The following is an 18,446-nucleotide window of genomic DNA, read 5'->3' as shown; positions in this document are numbered from 1 at the left end:
GATATCTCATTGCCATGTAATAGAGTACTGGGCGGTTTAGGGGGAAGCGTGCCTGGCACGCGGTTTTACGGATCATTTCAAGGACAGCTGGCAGCCATGAACAACGTCGTAGCTCACGGAATCCATATCACTCTGCTGGCGGCAGCCGTTGCCTGGCAGACCCAGGCGGTGGCCCAGGCGAAAGAAACGCCTGCCGCCATCGCACCGACGACCATCACCGCGGAGGCCGAGCCCTCGGCGGTCGGCCCGGACGTGGGCTACAAGGCCAACAACAGCATGGCCGCCAGCAAGACCAGCACGCCGCTCGCGGAGACCCCGCGTTCGGTGTCGGTGGTCACCCAGCAGCGCATCAAGGACCAGCAGGCGCAAACCCTCACCGACATCCTGGGCTATACGCCAGGCATCTTCGCGCCGCCCTTCGCGGTGGGCGACGGTCTGGCCGGCGACTACTTCTTCATCCGCGGCTTCAATGCGACCGACTACGGCTATGGGCTTTATCGCGACGGCCTGAGAGTGCAGGGCAACCGCTACGACACTACCTCGGAGCCCTATGGGCTGGAGCGGGTCGAGGTGTTCCGCGGTCCGAGCTCCATCCTCTATGGCGAGAACGCTCCCGGTGGCCTGGTCAACCTGGTCAGCAAGCGGCCGACGGCTGATTCGCGTAGCGAAGTACAGGCAAGCTATGGCAGTAACAATCGGCGCCAGCTCGGACTGGACGTCTCCGGACCGCTCACCGATGACGGCAGTGTGCTTGGGCGGGTGGTCATGCTGGGGCGCAAGTCCGACACCCAGGTGGACCATGTACCCGATGACCGCTTCTACATTGCGCCTTCGATCACCTTCAACCTGAGCGACAGCACCGCCCTGACGCTGCTGTCCAGCTATCAGCGCGATCGCACGGCCATCGAGCTGGGCTATCCGGCCGCTGGCACCCTGCTCGACAACCCCAACGGCAAGATCAGCCGGCACGCCATGCTCGGCAACCCCGACTGGGACAAGTTCGAGCGCGAGACCTGGAGCCTGGGCTACGAGTTCTCTCACCAGTTCAACGAGGTCTGGACCTTCCGCCAGAATTCCCGCTACCTGCAGTCGCGCATCGACCGGCATGAGATCTGGCCGGGGGCCCTGAATCAGGGCGGGTTCGGCACCACCGTCGCGGTGTCGGCGTACGATCGCCAGAACAAGTCAATGGTCTATTCGCTGGATAACCAGCTCGAAGGCAAGTTCGATACCGGCGACTTCCACCACACCCTGTTGTTGGGCGCGGGATACGACCGTACGTCCTTCAGTCAGGACTGGAACGCCAACGATCCCCGGGCGCCGATTCTCGTCGATGTCTTCAACCCGGCCTATGCCGGTGACCCGGCGACGCCGCTCTCCGTTGCCGACAGCCTGCTGACCCAAAACCTGTACGGCACCTACAGCCAGCTGCAGACCAAGTACGACAACTGGATCTTCCTGCTGGGCGGACGCATGGACTGGGCCCAGAGCGAGTACCGCAACCGCCGCACCTTCGCCGCGGCGGCCCAGGACGAGAGCGACTGGAACCACAAGTTCACCTGGCAGACCGGGCTGATGTACCAGTTCGACAATGGCCTGTCGCCCTATGTCAGCTATGCGCGCGGCTTCGTACCGGTGCAGCAGCCACCGGTGAACGGCCCGGCGTTCAGCCCCATCACCAGCGAGCAATACGAAGTAGGGCTGAAGTACGAACCCAAGGGCTGGAACACCAGCGTCACGGCGTCGGCGTTCGACCTGCGCAAGGACAACGACGTCATCACCGAGAACAACCTGCCGCGCCAGGTCGGGGCCAGCCGCTCCAAAGGCTTCGAGCTGGAGGTCAACAGCAACCTCACCGACAACCTCAACTGGGTGACGGCCTACACCTACACCGACGCGCGCATCACCAAGGACGCTCCCGGCTCGCGGTTCGAGGATCGCCAGATGAGCGGGGTACCCCGCAACTTCGCCTCCAGCTGGCTGACCTATAGGTTCAAGGACGGTGCCCTGAGCGGCCTGCGTTTGTCGGGCGGGGTTCGTTACATCGACAGCGTGTCCTCCTACACCACTACCTACGGCAAGCTGGACACCGGCGACGTCACCCTGGTGGACGCGGGCATCGGCTATGACTTCGGTCGCCACTGGTCGCTGGACGTCAACGCCAAGAACCTGTTCGACAAGGAGTATGTCTCGGGCTGCAACGACGCCGGTCGTTGCTACTGGGGCGATGAACGCAGCGTCATCGGCACTGTTGCCTATCGCTGGTAAGGTCGAGTCCCACGCCACACCCGGCGTGGGATCCACTGTCCCGTTACGGGCGGAGCCGCAAGGCTGCGCCCGCGTTGCTCAAGCGAAGTCTCCATGTCGCGGTTTTCAAGGCGCTTCCTCTCCAGGTCGCCCGCCTGGCCTCTTTCCCTTGGGCTAGGTAGCCTGTTGCTGCTCGGCCTTTTTCTTTGGCAGGCACTGTTCGCCTCGGGTTGGCCAGGTGCCGAGGCCTGGGCGGCGCCCTGGTCGAGCTCGCCGTCCTGGGCAGGGCTGGCGCTCTGGTGGCTGCAACTGCCGCGTGCCGTGGCCGGTCTGGTGGTAGGAGCCAGTCTGGGGATCGCCGGGGCACTCATGCAGGTAGTGACCCGCAATCCGCTGGCGTCCCCCGATCTGCTCGGCATCACCGCCGGGGCCCAGCTGGGTCTTATCCTGAGTCTGCTGCTGCCGGCCTTCCTCGGCCTGCCGCTGGTATTCGTCTGCGGCTTGCTGGCAGGGGTGTTCACCTTCGCCATGGCCGGCGGCTGGCACACCACGCCCCTGCGCCTGACACTGGCCGGTGTGGCCATCGCCCAGGCCTTCGCTGCTGCCATCACGCTGTTCCTCAGCCTCAATGATCGCGCCGCCCTGGTCCTGTCGCTGTGGAATACCGGTTCCCTGCGCCAGTTGGGGTGGGGCCACCTGGCGCTGGCCGCGTCCTTGTTGCCGCTGGCGTTGCTGAGCGTCTGGCTGCTACGGCGGCCACTGGACCTGTCGCGGCTGGGAGATAACCAGATGCGCGGCCTGGGCCTGCCACCTGCCGGGGTGAAGGCCATCAGCCTGCTGTTGGCCAGTGTCCTGACGGCGCTATCCATCCAGTTGGCCGGCCCTCTGGGCTTCATCGGTCTGATCGCGCCCAATCTGCTGCGCCTCGGCCTGGGGGTCAACAGACCCTCCCACCTGGTCGCCCTATCCGGGCTCTGGGGCGCCGTGCTGACCCTGGCCGCCGACCTGTTGGTACGCCTGATGGCCGGCTGGATCAGCCTGCCCCTGGGAGTGCTCTCGGCCCTGTTGGGTTCGCTCTGCCTGCTGCTGTTACTGCGCCGCCTCAGTGTCGGGCCCCGTAGCGCCGTGGGCCTGAGCGGGGGCGAGATGCCTGCGCGCCGTGGCGCGGCCATGCCCCTTGCCGGCGGGCTGCTGGTGCTGCTGCTGGGCCTGGGCCTGGCAGGCCTCGGTGGTGGCACGGGCGCCTGGGCGTTCTTCCAGGCGTTGCTCGGCGGTGCGCCCACGGCCTGGGTGCTGCTGGATCTGCGTTTGCCGCGGCTGCTGGTGGATGCCGGCGCCGGTGCCCTGCTGGCCACCAGTGGGCTGCTGCTGCAGGCGGTGACCCGCAATCCGCTGGCCGGACCGGAGATCCTCGGAGTCAGCCAGAGCGCTGGACTGGCCGTGCTGGGCGCCATCGTCCTGGCGCCGGATCTGGCGGCCGAGTGGCGCTTTCCGCTGGCGTGGCTGGGTGCCGGGCTCGCCCTGGCCTGGGTGATAGGCGCCAACCTGAGGCGCGGGCTGGAGCCCTTGCGCCTGGTGCTGACCGGCTTCGCCATCAGCGGGCTGGTTCTGGCACTGTCCAGTGTGCTGATCGCCCAGTATGCGAGCAATGTGGCCCAGGCTCTGACCTGGCTGGTTGGCAGCAGCTACGGTCGGACCTGGGAGGATGTCGGGATGCTGTGGCCCTGGCTGGTGCTCGGCCTGGGCGCCGCCGGCCTGACCTCGCGCTGGTTGGATCTGCTGGGGCTGGATGAAGGCGTGGCGACGGGGCTGGGCCTGTCCGTGGCCAGCCGCCGGCTCCTGCTGGTAGCCCTGGCGAGCGTGTTGATCGCGGCCGCGGTGGCGGTGGTGGGCCCGGTCGCCTTCGTCGGGCTGCTGGTGCCCCATGGGGTCCGGCTGCTCGGCCTGCATCGCGCCCATCAACGCCTGCTGGTGGCGCCACTGCTGGGCGCCTGCCTGCTGGTCCTGGCCGATCTCCTGGCGCGCTGGGCCCTGGCACCGCTGGATATCCCCCTGGGCATCGCCACGGCGGCGCTCGGGGCCCCGGCCTTTCTACTGCTGCTGGCCCGCAGCTATCGGCGGTCCTGAGATGAGTGTCCCTCTGTTGTTTGGCCTGCTGCTGATCCTGCTCGGCGTTTCCGGTATGGCAGCCGCCAACCCAGACCTGGTGGCGCGCCAGTCAGCGGCATTGCCCGAGCAGCCGCTGCGTATCGTCACCCTCGATGACGTGGCGACCGAACTGGTGACCTCCCTGGGCCTGGCCCCGGTCGGGGTGGCCAACCTGGAAGGCTACCGACGTTACGTTGGGCTCGGTACCGATCTGCTGAAAGCCAGCCAGCCACTGGGCAGCGTTCAGCAGCCGGATCTGGAAGCCATCGCCCGACTGCGTCCGCAGCTGATCCTGGGCTCCGGCTATCTGCATCTGGGGCTGTTCCGCCGGTTGCAAAGCCTGGCGCCGACGCTGCTCTATCGATATGGGCTGGAGACGGGGGATGATGACGCCGTGGCTCGCGCCAGCGCGCTGCTCGCCGACCTGGGTGAGCGGCTTGGACGGAAGCCGGCGGCGGCCACGGTGAATCTCCAGGCCGCCAGCGCCATGGCCGATGCCGAGGCCGCCGCGCAGGCGGCAGGTGTCGTCGGTCGACCTTTGGCCGTGCTCTTTCCCTTGCCACAGCAGGGGGTATTCATCGCCCTCAACCGGCGGGTACTGATCAATGCCCTGGTCCGCCGCCTGGGAGGACGCGACCCCTGGCCCCTGGCTTCCGAGCGGGTGCTGCACCGCTACCATGACGTACAGGAGATCGCCGCGGTACCGGATCTCACGGCCCTGTTCGTCGGCGAGCAGACCGGGCATCCCTTCTTTCGCTCGGACCTCTGGCGGGCCATGCCGCTGGCACGCAGCGGTCGATACGCCAGCCTGCCCAGCCCCTATTGGACCTTTGGCGGGCCGGCCAGCGTGGCGCTGCTGGCGCGCCAGGTTGCCGCCGCCTTGCGTGGACTGCCAGCGGCGCCATGAAGGTGCTGAACAGCAGGGCACCTCGTTCGTCCTCTAGAAGGAAAGCCGCACAAGGCGGTCGCTCTGCAGGAGGTTTGCCATGAGTTTCGACAGCGACACCACTCAGTTCCAGGTCGTCATCAATGCCGAGGAGCAGTATTCGATCTGGCCGGACTACAAGGCCCTGCCGGCCGGTTGGACCGCCATCGGGTTCAGCGGCGACAAGGCCACCTGTCTGGCCCATATCGAGCAGGTCTGGACCGACATGCGTCCCCTGAGCCTGCGCCAGGCCATGGCCAACTAGACCGGAGGCCTCAATGACGACGGTACCTGCGGATCTCCTGCAGCTGGAGCCTGGTCTGCCACTGCGCCTGTCTCCGCGCGCACCCGGCTGCGGGCTGGAGGATGTCTTCGCCTCGCTGCACGCGCTGGTCGAGCAGCATCTGGAAACGGCCGGTGGGATTCTCCTGCACGGTTTCGCCAATCCAGACGTCGCCGGCTTCCAGGCCTTCGCGACTCGCTTCGGCCACCCGTTGCTGAACTACGAGTTCGGCTCCACGCCGCGCAGCCGGGTGACGGCCGATGGCGTCTACACCTCCACCGAATATCCGGCGCGTCAGTGGATTCCACTGCATAACGAGCAGGCCTACACCTGCGATTGGCCCATGCGCATCTGGTTCTATTGCGCCCAGGCCGCGGAGGAGGGGGGAGAGACGCCCATCGCCGACAGTCGTCAGGTGTTCGCCCGCATCGATCCGGCCTTGCGTCGGCGGTTTGCCGAAAAGCGGCTGAGCTATATACGTAACTATGGCAATGGTCTGGACGTGGCCTGGCAGCAGGTGTTCGACACCGATGATCGCGTGGCGGTGGAGCGTTTCTGCGCCGCTCGAGGTATCGCGTGCGAATGGAAGGCGGACGGCGAACTGCGGACCCGCCAGCTCTGCCAGGGAGTGGCCCAGCACCCGCGTACCGGCGACTGGGTCTGGTTCAATCAGGCGCATCTGTTCCATGTCTCGGCACTGGAGCCGGAGATGTGTGAGGTGCTGCTCGAGACGGTCGGTGAGGATGACCTGCCACGCAATGTCTTCTACGGCGATGGCACGCCGCTGGAGGACAGCGCGCTGGACGAGATTCGCGGTGTGCTCGACGAGAGTCGCATCCTCTTTCCCTGGAGCACCGGCGACATCCTGCTGCTGGACAACATGCTCACCGCCCACGGCCGCGCCCCGTTCAAGGGGCCGCGCAAGGTGGTGGTGGCCATGACCGAAGGCCGCCATGAAGACCCTTTGCCCCGGGAGATCCCAATATGACGTCTGTCGTCCAACTGCCGGGTGGCCTGCGCCTGGTGCACGAAGAGCTCGATGGTGAGAGCCTCTGGCGAGTGGGTGATGAACTCTGGTTGCGCTGTCGCCAGCACGCCACGCCCGAGGGGCTGAGGGTGCAGGTCTCGGGTGGCTGCTCTGACCTGACCACCGAGCGTCTGGCGGCGCTCGCCCTGGCCTTGCTGCTGCGTGAGCCCGAGGCGCCGGCGCTGCTCTGGGAAGGCTTGCCGGCGCTACCTGAGGCGCTGCGCCAGGGGCTGCTGACCCAGGGCATCGAGGGCGGCCTACGCAGCTGGCGCGCCCAGTTTTGGCAACGACCCCAGCCCTGGTTGGGCCCGGTGAGCAGCGCAGGCTATCCCGCCTTGGCGCAATTGACCGGCCAGCGCCGTCACCCCTGCCGTCCGCCCAAGCCGGAGGGGGACGTCTATCGTCGCTACGATCATCGGCTCGGCGCCTGGATCAGCCTGCGCGCCTTGGCCCTGGAGGCCGATCTGCCGCTGTTCCATCGCTGGCAGAACCAGCCGCGCGTGGCGACCTTCTGGGAGGAGGAGGGCAGCCTCGACCAGCACCGTGCCTATCTGCAGCGACAGGCCGCCGACCCTCATGTATTGACCCTGGTCGGTAGCCTGGATGACGAGCCCTTCGCCTATTTCGAAGCCTACTGGGCGGCCGAGGATCGTATCGCCCCTTTCTACGCGGTCGACGACTATGATCGCGGCATCCATATGCTGGTAGGAGAGGAGCGTCTGCGGGGCCCGCAGCGGGTGGCGTGCTGGCTGCCAGCGCTGGTGCACTATCTGCTGCTGGACGAGCCACGCACCCGCCGTATCGTCTCCGAGCCTCGCGCCGATAACGAGCGCATGATCGGCTACCTGCAGCGCCAGGGGTTCTACCGGCAGAAGGACTTTGACTTTCCTCACAAGCGCGCCGCGCTCATGCTGCTGGAGCGCGAACGTTTCTTCGACCGTTGCGTGTTGGCATGAGAGAGGCACCGCCGCTGCACTGGGCCCGTACGGGACAACGACCTGAGGTGACCCGATGAATTCCGCTCTTCTTGCTGCCGGATCGCCCGGCTGATGATTCCTGCGCTGGCACCCCTGTTCACCGGCCCCCTCCAGCCGTTCGCTTCGGTGCTGCGGCTGCACGCGGAGGAGGCGGCGGTGATGCCGCTTGGCCGGTTGCTGGAAGAAGGGCTGCCAGAGCTGCTGGAGGGCTATGGCGGCGATCCGGGGCTGGATCGCCGCGCGCTTCTCTCGGTCTGGTCCAAGTACTACTTTTCCCGGTTGATTCCGCCGGTGGTGGCGGCCTCGCTGCTGCTGCGCTGGCGGCTTCCGATCGCTGTCGACCAACTGGGGCTGGTGTTGAACGAGGCCCGGCTCCCAGCGGCCTTCGTGCTGCCCCATGGCGGTGAAGCCTTTGCGGACGACCACTCGGACCTCCTGGAACCGCTGGTGCGGGAGAATCTGCGTCCCTTCATCGAAGGGGCCTGCGCGCAGATCAGGTTGTCGCCCAAGGTGCTCTGGAGCAATGCGGGCAATTATCTGGAATGGTTCGCTGGCGAATTGCGCAAGGTCCGGCCTCAGCCCGGATCGCTGCCACCCTTCGAGCACTGGCTCGAGCAGCCGTGCGACGCTCAGGGCGGGCGCAATCCGCTATTCAAGCCGGTGATCTATGTGGAGCTACCCCTGGCGGGTGGCGTCGAGGGAACTTCCTGGCAGTGGCGGCAGCGGCGAGTGTGCTGCATCCGCTACCGCTTGCCGGAAGAAGAACTCTGCAGCAACTGCCCGCTCCTGAAGGACCCGCAGCCCACGGCCGCGGGCTAGCAGTGGAAACCGAGCGGTGTGCCATCGTGGGGGTGCGGGAGGACGTCCATGGGAATGCCATAGATGGCCTGTAGCGTCGAGCCGTTCATCAGCTCGGTGGGGCTGCCTTCCACCAGTACCCGGCCCGCCCGCAGGGCGATCAGGTGATCGCAATAGCGGGCCGCCATGTTGATCTCGTGTAGCACCAGGATGATGCCGAGGTCCAGCTGTCGACCCAGCGTCTGGATCTGCTGCAGCACCTCGACCTGGTGGGCGATGTCCAGCGCAGAGGTGGGTTCGTCGAGCAGCAGGTAGCGGGTGTTCTGCGCCAGCAGCATAGCCAGCCAGACCCGCTGACGCTCGCCCCCGGACAGGGTGTCGACCAGTTGCTGGGCGAAGCGGTCAGTGCCCGTGAGCCGCAGCGCCCGCTCGACGTGTTCCCTATCCTGGCGATCATAGCGACCCAGGGCGCCGTGCCAGGGATAGCGACCCATGCCGACGAGTTCCTGGACGGTCATGCCCTCGGCCGCTGGCAACTGTTGCGGCAGATAGGCCACCTGCTGCGCATAGCGCTGGGTTTTCCAGGTCGCCAGGGCTTCGCCATCAAAGGTCAGCGACCCGCTGGAGGGTACGAGCTGGCGCGCCAGCAGCTTGAGTAGCGTCGACTTTCCCGAGCCGTTGTGTCCGATCAAGCCGATGATCCGGCCGCGAGGCAGTTGCAGGGTCACCGGATGCAGAAGCGCACGACCGTTGAGCGAAAAGCCGACGTTGTCCAGCTCGAACATTGCCTTCCCTATGTCTGGGGAATGTAGGGGAAAGAATCCATGAACAGTGCACCGCTAGGTTACCGAGTCGAGGGGCCATCAGCCAGGGAAAACCCAGTCGATGATGGCTATCGGTGAGCCGTGGTGGTGCTGGGTGGGCCGCGGTGGCCGTTTCTGGACGGAAGCTCGCGGACAGCGCCTTGGTCCTGAAACAGGAGCGCCCGGATACCAGACAGCAGGACCACGCCGTCGCCTGGTGCAAGGCGGCTGGTTGCTGTCCGGATGCGCTCTTCAGCTCAAGGCGCGCAATTGCCGGCCTTGGTGAATCCTGCCGCCTTTGCCTCGGCTTCGGAAGCGAAGCTGACCTGGTTCTTGGGCGATACCTGGGTGTAGCTGGGGCAGCCTTCGGGCAGGTGATAGACATGGCTGTTACGGTTGCCGATGATCACGCCCTGGCCAGCCTTCACGGGGCTGGCGCTCTTCATTGGCGCAACCGGCGCCGTCTTCGGGGCCGGCAGGGGGCTGACGATGCCGTCACCGACCGGCTTGTAGCCCAGCGTCCAATGGCGCTCACCGGACACGAACGGGTTGCCATAACCCATCACGGCGGCGATCCGCTGATCGCGTTCGCGTTCCCAGGCGGTCACCGGATGCTGCTTGTCCCAGGCCATGAGCAGTTGCTGCTGCTGACGGGACATGTTCAGCGCGTATCGATCGAACATGTAGAAGGTGACTCGGGCCACCAGGCCCTTGACGTCATCGCGGGGCTCAGTGGTGCGCCCCTGGAAATCGACCTTGGTCGAGCACTGGCCATATTGCGACGGTACGCCCTGAGCCATGCCGTAGTTGAAGTTGGCCCGGTCGCCATTCACCTCGCCCACGGCGGGGTAGAGGTTGAAAAGATCAGCCTCCATGGCGCGGAACACGGGATCGTCGGCGACACAGTGTTCACGTCCGCCGTTTTGCCAGCACTGGCGCTGATGGCCGAAGGTCCAGGCCGGCACGATGTGCTCCCACTCGGTACGCTCGCCGCGGGTTTCCTGCTTGCGGGCCTGGAAGCCGCACGACGAGGCATCGAGCCGGCCGCCGGACTTGCCTACCCACTCCCATTTGCAACCGCAGTACAGATCACCCTGGGCGCTCGTGTTCTGGTCGAAATAGACTTTCTGTTTGGCGATCACCTTGGCTTCAACGAAGGTGTCAGGCGGCGCGGCGTAAGCGGAAGTAACCAGCAGCGGAGCGGCGAGGAGCAGCGAGAGCAAAAGGCGCATGAATCTTCACAGGTCGAATAGGGCGCCGAATTGTATAGCTTTTGCCCGGAGCACGGCGGGCGTAGTCAGCTAGATCCTTGTCGAATCGAGCAACGGGCGCTCCTTTGGCTTCAGGTGCGGGTTCGATCTCGCTGCCCAGCCCGCCGTTCGCAACGCCGCTGCGCCAGGCAGGCGTGCGCGTCTTGAGTGACGGTCGGCGATCGCCTTGCCCATCAAGGCTGGTGGGTGAGGATCCTTTCGACGTCAGTGAGCTTCTGGTTCATCGCGTCCGCATCCGGCCGGCTGATGGTTCCGTTGCGCGTTTGCAGATGCCCCGCCAGGGTCTGCACCTGCCCCACGGCCAAATGCAGCTTCGCTGCCTCTGGCTTGGAGACTTGGCGCTCCTTCACGGCAGTATCTATGCGCTCATTCAGAGAGGCGGCGCGCTGCTGAAGGTAGTCGCTATCCGTTTCCAACGCCTGTTGGCCGAACGCGGGAGTGCCAAACAGAATCGCGGGCGCTAGCAGCAGGGGTAGCAACAGAGGGCGCATGGCAAGGTTCTCGTGGTGAGGAAGGGGGCTGACCGCTGTGTCAGCACCTCAGAGGTGGCGCCCTACAACCGTCATCGTGCGCTTTCGCTAGACAAAAAAAGCCCCGCGGTAAGGCGGGGCTAAAGTTAATGAGGGTTGGAGCACTCATGCTAACTATGATCGCGATGTCTAATGAGAGTTCCTATCACGGTCTTGCGCTGGTGCATTCTCGCGGCCGTTTTCGCGCGTGCAGGCCTGCCGTACATCGCCAGCGAATCCCTCCCGTAAGCGCAAGGTTCGACATAAGGGCATACGAAATCAGGGACAGAGAGGGCGGGGGGCGATGCCAGCCAGTCATTCAGACGTGGTCCCAGGTACCTGTTGGTCGAGCCTGCTCAGAGCGCGGGTAAGGGAACGAGCAGGGACGCTTCTACCACCAGCGTCGCTGCGAGTTCATTGAGGGCGTTGATCGCGTCGATCATGGCGCGGGCGCCTGAATCCTCGCAATCGATGCTACCTAGCTGGGCGACGTTTTCCTGGAGCTGACGATGCAGGGCCAGCAAGGCTTCGCGGACTTGGATGTCGTTGTCACTGGACATGCACGCACTCGAGATCTGGGTTTGGAAGGTGGCGTATGGCCACTATGCCTCCACGGATTAGGTGGTGCAATAATCCTTAACGCAGAAGGACCTTGGCTGATAGACGGTTTGTCCGCCCAAAGCCAGCGTCAAGCAAGCGGACAGCGAGCTAACCCGCGGCATATGACAGCGGCGTTAGAGGCTTCCGTTCGATCAGGTCGAGAGCTGGCGGTAAGTGACCGTAGATGGGCATCACGGTGGGAAGGCAAGGCGCTCGATCCAGGCAGGAGCGCTATCCCTGACCGGGCACCCCCTTGCTGCGCAGGACGGCAGGGGAGCCTGGACAGGGCCCACCGCCGTCCCGCTCGTTCAGTTTCCAGGATCAGGCCGAGTAGTCCAGGGCCTTGCCAGGCACTTTGCGGCGCCCGAACGACAGCATGACGACCATCAGGACGCAGCCGATCAGGATGGCGCCCGAGGAGAGGACGAAGATGCTGCGCCGGTCGTTGCCTTCGATGAACAGGCTCAGCAGGGTCGGCGCCGCGGCGGCCGAGGCCACTTGGACCACGCCGACCAGCTTGGTCAGGCGACCGGTCGGATCATGGGTCACCACCGAAGACATGTAGTAGGACAGCGCCAGGTTCCAGCCGAAGTTCATCAGGAATACCGCGATCATCAGGTCCGACGCCGTGTGGATACGGGCCGCCAGCAGGTAGATGGCGCCGAGCACGGCCAGGGAGCCCGTGAGGATCATCGGTACCCGGCCCAGGTGCCGGCCTGCCACGCTGGGCAGGGCCGCTCCGGGCAGGCCGCCCAGCAGCCCGATGCTGATCGCCCAGCCGATCTCCACCGGCGCCACGCCAGCATCGCTGGCGATGCCTTCGACGAAGCCCCACAGCGAATAGATCGACAGCTGCAGGAACAGCATGCCAAGCAGGGAGCAGACGCCGACCAGGGTCAGCCCGGACAGCAGTGGCTCGCTGGAGCGGTGCTGCTGATCCGCGCTCTGCTTGACCGGCAGGCAGAAGCACAGCAGGCAGACCAGCCCGAACCAGCCCGACAGGTAGTAGATCGCCCCCGCGAAGCCCCGCCATTCGGCGATCATCGGCATGATCACCGCGCTGCTGGAAAAAAGCGCGGTCTGCACGAACAGCAGGATGCCGAAGGACCTGTCCTGCCCACTCATGCTGCCCAGCCAGTAGATGGCATAGGAATAGAGCACGCCGGAGCAGAGGCCCGACAGGCAGCGCAGCACCAGGAGCGGATCGAGCGCGGTGATGCTGGCGGTGGCGGCGTTGGCGAACAGCAGCAACAGCGCACTGCTGAGGGCGATGGCGCGTGGCCCGAGGTAGCGGATCATCGGCAGGTACAACAGCGTACCGACGATGGAACCGCACATTTCGACGGACATGGTCCAGCTTTGATGGGCCAGGCTTAGGGTCAGGCGCTCGGTCAGCAGCCCGATGAAGATCGGCTGCACGCCTATGACGAGAATGGAGGCCGCGGCGATGAGGATGCACGCGGCGCGCACGACGGTTTGCTTGGCGAGGGTCATGATCGATACCTGCCGGCCTGGCCACGGGGTGGCGGCCGCTTCAGTGGAAAGCATGCCTGGGGATAGGGGAGGCCGGTCAGGCGAGTCGATAGCAGTGAATGGCGACCTGGTCGGCGGCGGGATAGCTCACCTTGCCTATCAGCACGCTGCGGGTCAGCCAGTCGAGCCGCCCGCGCGCCACCTGGAAGCGTGGAGAGCAGTGGCAGCGGTATTCCTCTTCGGCGATGGGCCAGATGCCCTGAGCCTCCAGCTCTCGTCCCTGGTCGCTGAGCACGATCAGGCCGGTATTGTGAATGTTGATCCACTCGCCTCGGTCGCTGAGCAGGCTGTAGCGCGCGTCCAGCTCACCCACGCCATCGCTGCGCTGCAGATAAAAGTCGGCGCCGCCGGCGACCACCTCGCCACGAACGTTCAGGCCTTCGAAATGCCCACCCAGTATCCGGTAGTTGCGGCGCTGGCCATCCGTGCAGGCGCCCAGTCCATCGCCGACGGCGATGGCGACATGGATGCTCATTACCCATTCCAGAGTCGGCACGCCGAGTCCGGTTTGCGTCGTCGTTGTCATCACGCACTCCTGTGCCCCCGAGGGGCGTCTGTGACTCGGGTTCAATAGCGATAGGTGAAATACAGCTCGAGGGCGCTGAAGCGGTCGTTATCGCCGAACGCCTGCTTGGCGGCGGACTTGGCCTGCACCCAGTTGTACGAGAGCGAACTGTAGAAGTGCTTGTTCGGCGTCCAGTCCAGGTACACCACGGTCTCGTCGGCGAAGCGTCGGTCGCTCACCGCGGCGCCGCGAAAGTTCTTCTCGTCGAGCCAGAACTGATAGTGAATGGCGCCCAGCGTGAAGGTGTCGGTCAGGCGGTTCTTGATCGAGAATTGCTGGACGCGCTCGTTGCTGTTGAACAGCAGGTAGTTGCCCACCACGTCACCGACCAGCCAGTTGCTCCAGTCCGTGAAGCCCTTGCTGAGCGGGTCCCAGGCCTTCTGGCGGTTGTCGGTAGGGTTGTCGTCGCCGGAAAACACGGCGTAGCGGTAGCCCAGCGTGGGGGTGAGCGGCAGGTCCTGGAACTGGTAGTCGGCCTGGGCGTACCAGGCGTTGGCGTCGTAGGTGAAGGGGCCGTCGCCGCCGCGCTGCACAGCGTATTCGCCATTCAAGGTCAGGTTCGGCACGCCCGGCAGGTGGCCGCGCAGGGCGCGCAGGTTGTAGACCTGCATGCCATCGCGGCGCACGGCGGTACTGCTCCTGCTGGCCAGGGTGTCGACGGTCATGGCCATGGCACCGAGCGTTACCTGGCCGTCGAGGTCGTAGTCCAGGTTGACGCCACTCAGGCGGAAATCGCCGTAGTGGTCGTCGGTGCGCAGGGTGAAGGCCTGTGCCTGGATCGGTCCAGGATTCCATGCCAGGATCGCCGAGTCCCTGAAGGCGGTACGCGGGCCGAGCCAATAGGCGCCATCGCCGAACAGATCGAGGTTGCCGTCCATGACGATGAACCCGGTGCCGATGAGGTAGTTCTGGCGACCAACGGTGAGCGTCCAGTCACCCGCTTGCACCCCGGCATAGAGTTCTTCAGGTGCCACGCGGCCGTCGGAGCTGCGGGTGAAGCCGCCGGCATCGCCATCACCGAAGGTGGTGGCGGCGACCACCGAACCACCCGCGAGCAGCCGGACGGTATCGCTGAGCGAGTAATCGAGGGTAACGCCGGGTTTGACGTAGAACTCCTGCCAGCCAATCTTGCTGCCGTCGTTCTCGCCGCTGCGCACGTCAACGCGGCCGGTGCCGAAGTTGACGCCGCGGGTGGTGATGGAGGCGCCGCCAACCGTCAGGTTGACCTCGCCTGTGAGGTTCTCGTACTGGAACGGATAGCCCGCCAGAGCCGGCTGGCTGGCCAGCGGAACGCCGAGCGCGAATAGCGCGCGGAAACAGCGCTTGAGTCCGTACATATGAAGCTCCTGTCTAATTTTTTTTATTACAGGGCAGTGAAGGGCGCCAAGGCGGCCACCTGATACCTGACGCAGCAGGTAGGAGCGCTGGCGAGCCGGCGCTCCTGGATCTTGTAGTGTCGGTCAGCCGTGCAACTGGGCAGCGATGGCCCGCAGCAGGCGCACGGTGTCGATATCCAGTTCGGTGACCGCATCGGGCAGCGACGATTGCTTGACGATCACCACGTCCGAGGTGAAGTCGACGAACAGGTACTGGCCGTGGATGCCGCTGGCCATGATGGCCGGGCTGTGGTCGTTGAAGACGTACCACTGGCTGCGGTAGGACGCGCCCGGCGTCCACTCGGAGAAGTCCTTGTGCACGGCGTAGATGGCAGGGTCCGAGCCGCCTGCGATGGCGTCGATCACCGCCTGGGCGATGACCTGCTGGCCCTCGACCAGGCCGCCGTTGGCGAGCATCAGGCCGAAGCGACCCATGTCGCGCAGGGTGGCGTTGAAACCGGCGCCGGCGACGCTGCGGCCCCAGGGGTCGGCCATGAAATGGCCGTCGCGCTCGCAGCCCAGCTGCTGCCAGATCGCCTGCAACTGCTCGGCGCAGCTCACGCCGCTGGCGCGCTCCATCACCCAGGCCAGCACCTCGGTGGTGGCCGTCACGTAATGGAACAGCCCGCCATGTTCGCAGCGTTTACGCAGCGCCGGCAGGTACTGGTACAGGGATTCGTACTGGGCGTACTCGGGGGGTGCCGGCTTGAAGCCGCAGGCGTAGCCGTATTGGGAGCTTTCCGACGTCGGATCGTCGTACAGCTCGGTGTAATGAACGCCCACAGCCATGTCGAACAGCTGACGCACGGTGGCGTCGCCGAAGGCACTGCCAGCCAGCTCCGGCACATAGTGCCGGGTTTGCGCCTGGGGATCGAGGACGCCCTGGTGGACCAGCTGTTCACCGAGTACGCCGATCAGCGACTTGGTGACCGAGAACATGATGTGACGGTCAGTGGCGACCTGGCCATTGAAGTAGCGCTCGTACACCACGCGCCCCTTGTGCAGCACCAGGAAGCCGTCGGTCTTGCTGGCCAGCAGATGGTCGAGGGCGGTAACGCTGCGGCCGCAAGAACTCTCGAACGTCAGACCTTCCAGGGCTACCGGCGCATAGGCCAGCACCGCGTCGGGGCGTGGGCCGGCGGCGACGTCGATGGTGGGGCGCAGGCGCGCCAGGTTGCGGAAGCCCCAGCGATTGAACGGCGGCGACATCCAGTTGGCCCAGGTCACGCGCTGTTCCGGCTCGGCAGGGAAACCCTGCATCAGTACGGGCTCTTGTTCTTGTTGGTCGTACATCTCGCTGACTTCCCGATTTCGGGAAACCAGGGAGCGGTCGAGGATCTGGTTCATCAGACTCATCCTGGCAGTTGCCCTGCGTCGAGCAGGTACGGGAAAATAATTAACCCTGTTAATTTCTTTAGTCAATAAAATATTTTCTCGACCAAACCGGGGCAGCTATGCTTTCCGCTATCCCAGAAATCAGGAGCGACGGTGAGCGGCTTACGCGAACGTCAGAAGGCATTACGCCGAAGCGCCATCTCGGCAGCGGCGGTGGCACTGTTTCAACGCCAGGGTTTTCGCGAGACCACCGTCGAGCAGATCGCTCGTGATGCCGGTGTCTCGGCACCTACGGTGTTCAAGTATTTCGGCAGCAAGCACGAGATCATCCTGGAGATGATCAAGGAGTCCGATCGCCGCGCCCTGATCGATGTGCGCAAGCGCATCCGCGAATTCGATGATCCCGTCGATGCGCTCTGCCACCTCGAACACCTTCTCGTCAGCTATGCCCTCGAGGTGCTGCCCGCCGCGCTCTGGCGTGAGCTGCTGCCACTGGTGCTGGTAGGTGGCAACAGTGGTCTGCCCGAGGCCTACCGGCAGATGAATAGGGGGCTACAGGGCGAGATCGCCAACGTGCTGCGCGAATTGCAGGCCGCCGGCAAGCTGCGCGCCGACCTGGATGTGGAATTGGCCGCCTTCCTGCTCAACGACTACTCCCATCTGCAGCTGCTTCGCCTGACGGCCAGTGACCAGATGGATCGGCAAGGGCATGCCGCCAACGTCCGCAACACCACGCGCCTGATGTTCGAGGGCATGCGTGCGGTGCCTGCGTGACGGGCCAGGGATCTTGGCCTGCCAGGCGTCTGAGCGACGCTAGCGGGAAGAACGGGGCAGGCGAGCTAGGATTCGCCTGCCATTGACGAACAGCTATGCAATGCCTAGGGCAACAGCCCCAAGCCAGCTACCGACTGCGGTTCAGTCATCATTCTCGACACTTTTTGCGATAACCAATTCCGGCCGGCTACTTTCCTGGTAGATGATGGCAATAGGCCAGTCGGCAATCGGCAGCCGTGCTTCTAGGAACAGACGTCCTCGCATGGAAGACAATGAATTTCAGGCTCCTCTCCAGCGGCTCGGTCAATTGAACCTGAACAGGATCATCGATCAGGCTCGCGCTGATCGAGCCTTCATGAATCGGCTAGTGGCCGTGCTTGAGGAATCTGGTGCAGACGATCGTACCGATGAAGAAAATGATCTGCTCGAATGGGCGCGTACTTTCCAGCTCCCGCCAGGTACCGATGCTGGCGGATGAGCGTCTTCGTACCCCATAACATTTGACCAAGGTGTGATTGCCCAGCTTTCAAGGGACGCTGGCTCGTCGCCATTCGAGCAGAAGAGCCAGGTCTCTTCACCACGGGACGCTATGCAGTGAAAGCGATACCGATGAATTGACAGGTCCTGTCTGGCCGCCTACGTCGTACTGGACAGACCGGACCGAAGTGCGGATTGCGAGCAGCGTGCAACCTTCGGCCTAGCAATCCTGTAGTGCTCGACGCAACCCGGCATTGCCCAGCGATACGGCCATGCAATCCTCGGCCACGCCAAGACCCGCATTGAGCCAGGCGTTGGTGCCGTAGCGCTTGCGCAGATCGATCGCAACCTTGGCGGCGATACAGGCGGCGGTCGCCCCGATCAGTGCCGGCAGCATTATCGGTTGCCGCCGCGCACCTGCCAGTGCTGCCGCGCTGACACCACCCGATACGGCACGAACCAGCATCGATGGCACGATGGTACGGTCTGGCGCGAAGGGCATCTTGTCGCCCAATAGCTCCCCGGCGGCCAGGGGCATCACGTAGCGTCGTACGCGGTGCGACGCGAGGGTGCGCGCGGGTTCGCCGGCGTCTGCTATGCCCGCACGCTCGGCCAACGCCTGGCTGACCATGGTCGGCGCCAACATGCTGCGCATGCCAGTCACCACGCCAATCGCCACAGCGCCCCACAACAGATTGCTGGCTGTCGTCATCGTCGATTCTCCCGGTGGTTGTTCCCATACGGACCGGGTGTGCACGGGACTGTTCAGCTTGATGGCACCGAAGGTCCTATCCATGA

At 64.9% G+C, this 18,446-nt stretch carries 18 protein-coding genes; 9 read left to right on the top strand and 9 right to left on the bottom strand.

The features are described 5' to 3' along the window. Positions 1-96 precede the first annotated feature (96 nt). The 7 genes from APT59_RS13235 to fhuF all read left to right on the top strand — a co-directional run bounded on the left by APT59_RS13235 (position 97) and on the right by fhuF (position 8,426). Positions 97-2,268, top strand: a complete 2,172-nt coding sequence (locus APT59_RS13235) for a TonB-dependent siderophore receptor (RefSeq protein ID WP_059315278.1) — start codon at positions 97-99, stop codon at positions 2,266-2,268. A gap of 165 nt (positions 2,269-2,433) precedes the next feature. Then, positions 2,434-4,374 (top strand): iron ABC transporter permease, encoded by a 1,941-nt coding sequence (locus tag APT59_RS13230; protein WP_059315277.1) that lies wholly within the window; start codon positions 2,434-2,436, stop codon positions 4,372-4,374. Position 4,375: 1 nt separating this feature from the next. Continuing rightward, positions 4,376-5,302, top strand: coding sequence for an ABC transporter substrate-binding protein (locus tag APT59_RS13225; protein ID WP_059315276.1), 927 nt, complete (start codon positions 4,376-4,378; stop codon positions 5,300-5,302). 79 nt (positions 5,303-5,381) lie between these two features. Further along, on the top strand, positions 5,382-5,585 hold the full coding sequence (locus tag APT59_RS13220) for an MbtH family protein (protein WP_059315275.1): 204 nt from the start codon (positions 5,382-5,384) through the stop codon (positions 5,583-5,585). A gap of 13 nt (positions 5,586-5,598) precedes the next feature. Continuing rightward, positions 5,599-6,591: a TauD/TfdA family dioxygenase gene (locus APT59_RS13215; protein WP_059315274.1), complete on the top strand. Its 993-nt coding sequence runs from the start codon at positions 5,599-5,601 to the stop codon at positions 6,589-6,591. Next, the gene (locus APT59_RS13210) at positions 6,588-7,586 is read left to right on the top strand and encodes a GNAT family N-acetyltransferase (protein WP_059315273.1); all 999 of its coding nucleotides are present in this window, start codon (positions 6,588-6,590) and stop codon (positions 7,584-7,586) included. The genes APT59_RS13215 and APT59_RS13210 overlap by 4 nt, the downstream gene beginning before the upstream one ends. Before the next feature lie 93 nt (positions 7,587-7,679). Continuing rightward, positions 7,680-8,426 (top strand): siderophore-iron reductase FhuF, encoded by a 747-nt coding sequence (fhuF, locus tag APT59_RS13205; RefSeq protein WP_059315272.1) that lies wholly within the window; start codon positions 7,680-7,682, stop codon positions 8,424-8,426. On the opposite strand, the gene APT59_RS13200 is transcribed toward fhuF, so the two are convergent. The 8 genes from APT59_RS13200 to APT59_RS13165 form a co-directional block, all read right to left on the bottom strand. Next, a complete protein-coding gene (locus APT59_RS13200) occupies positions 8,423-9,190 on the bottom strand; it encodes an ATP-binding cassette domain-containing protein (protein WP_059315271.1) in 768 nt (255 codons plus the stop codon). The genes fhuF and APT59_RS13200 overlap by 4 nt on opposite strands. Before the next feature lie 275 nt (positions 9,191-9,465). Then, a complete protein-coding gene (locus APT59_RS13195; protein ID WP_059316899.1) occupies positions 9,466-10,431 on the bottom strand; it encodes an endonuclease in 966 nt (321 codons plus the stop codon). A gap of 221 nt (positions 10,432-10,652) precedes the next feature. After that, complete coding sequence (locus APT59_RS13190) at positions 10,653-10,970, bottom strand: hypothetical protein (RefSeq protein WP_059315270.1); 318 nt, start codon at positions 10,968-10,970, stop codon at positions 10,653-10,655. Positions 10,971-11,344: 374 nt separating this feature from the next. Then, positions 11,345-11,548, bottom strand: coding sequence for a hypothetical protein (locus APT59_RS13185; protein WP_059315269.1), 204 nt, complete (start codon positions 11,546-11,548; stop codon positions 11,345-11,347). A 361-nt stretch (positions 11,549-11,909) separates the two neighbouring features. After that, complete coding sequence (locus APT59_RS13180; RefSeq protein WP_059315268.1) at positions 11,910-13,082, bottom strand: MFS transporter; 1,173 nt, start codon at positions 13,080-13,082, stop codon at positions 11,910-11,912. Positions 13,083-13,158: 76 nt separating this feature from the next. Beyond that, positions 13,159-13,647, bottom strand: coding sequence for a DUF3237 domain-containing protein (locus tag APT59_RS13175; protein WP_059315267.1), 489 nt, complete (start codon positions 13,645-13,647; stop codon positions 13,159-13,161). A gap of 41 nt (positions 13,648-13,688) precedes the next feature. After that, a complete protein-coding gene (locus tag APT59_RS13170) occupies positions 13,689-15,023 on the bottom strand; it encodes an alginate export family protein (protein WP_059315266.1) in 1,335 nt (444 codons plus the stop codon). Between the two features lie 123 nt (positions 15,024-15,146). After that, positions 15,147-16,409 (bottom strand): serine hydrolase domain-containing protein, encoded by a 1,263-nt coding sequence (locus APT59_RS13165; RefSeq protein ID WP_059315265.1) that lies wholly within the window; start codon positions 16,407-16,409, stop codon positions 15,147-15,149. 141 nt (positions 16,410-16,550) lie between these two features. On the opposite strand from APT59_RS13165, the gene APT59_RS13160 reads away from it, so the two are divergent. Both APT59_RS13160 and APT59_RS13155 read left to right on the top strand, forming a co-directional pair. Further along, a complete protein-coding gene (locus APT59_RS13160) occupies positions 16,551-17,171 on the top strand; it encodes a TetR/AcrR family transcriptional regulator (RefSeq protein ID WP_059315264.1) in 621 nt (206 codons plus the stop codon). A gap of 262 nt (positions 17,172-17,433) precedes the next feature. Continuing rightward, entirely contained in the window at positions 17,434-17,649 is a 216-nt protein-coding gene (locus tag APT59_RS13155) for a hypothetical protein (RefSeq protein WP_059315263.1), read from the top strand. A 219-nt stretch (positions 17,650-17,868) separates the two neighbouring features. On the opposite strand, the gene APT59_RS13150 is transcribed toward APT59_RS13155, so the two are convergent. Then, on the bottom strand, positions 17,869-18,360 hold the full coding sequence (locus APT59_RS13150; RefSeq protein ID WP_059316898.1) for a hypothetical protein: 492 nt from the start codon (positions 18,358-18,360) through the stop codon (positions 17,869-17,871). Between the last annotated feature and the right edge of the window lie 86 nt (positions 18,361-18,446).

Source organism: Pseudomonas oryzihabitans (assembly GCF_001518815.1).
Taxonomy (GTDB): Bacteria; Pseudomonadota; Gammaproteobacteria; order Pseudomonadales; family Pseudomonadaceae; genus Chryseomonas; species Chryseomonas oryzihabitans_E.
This window is presented reverse-complemented; position numbering and strand designations above follow the sequence as displayed.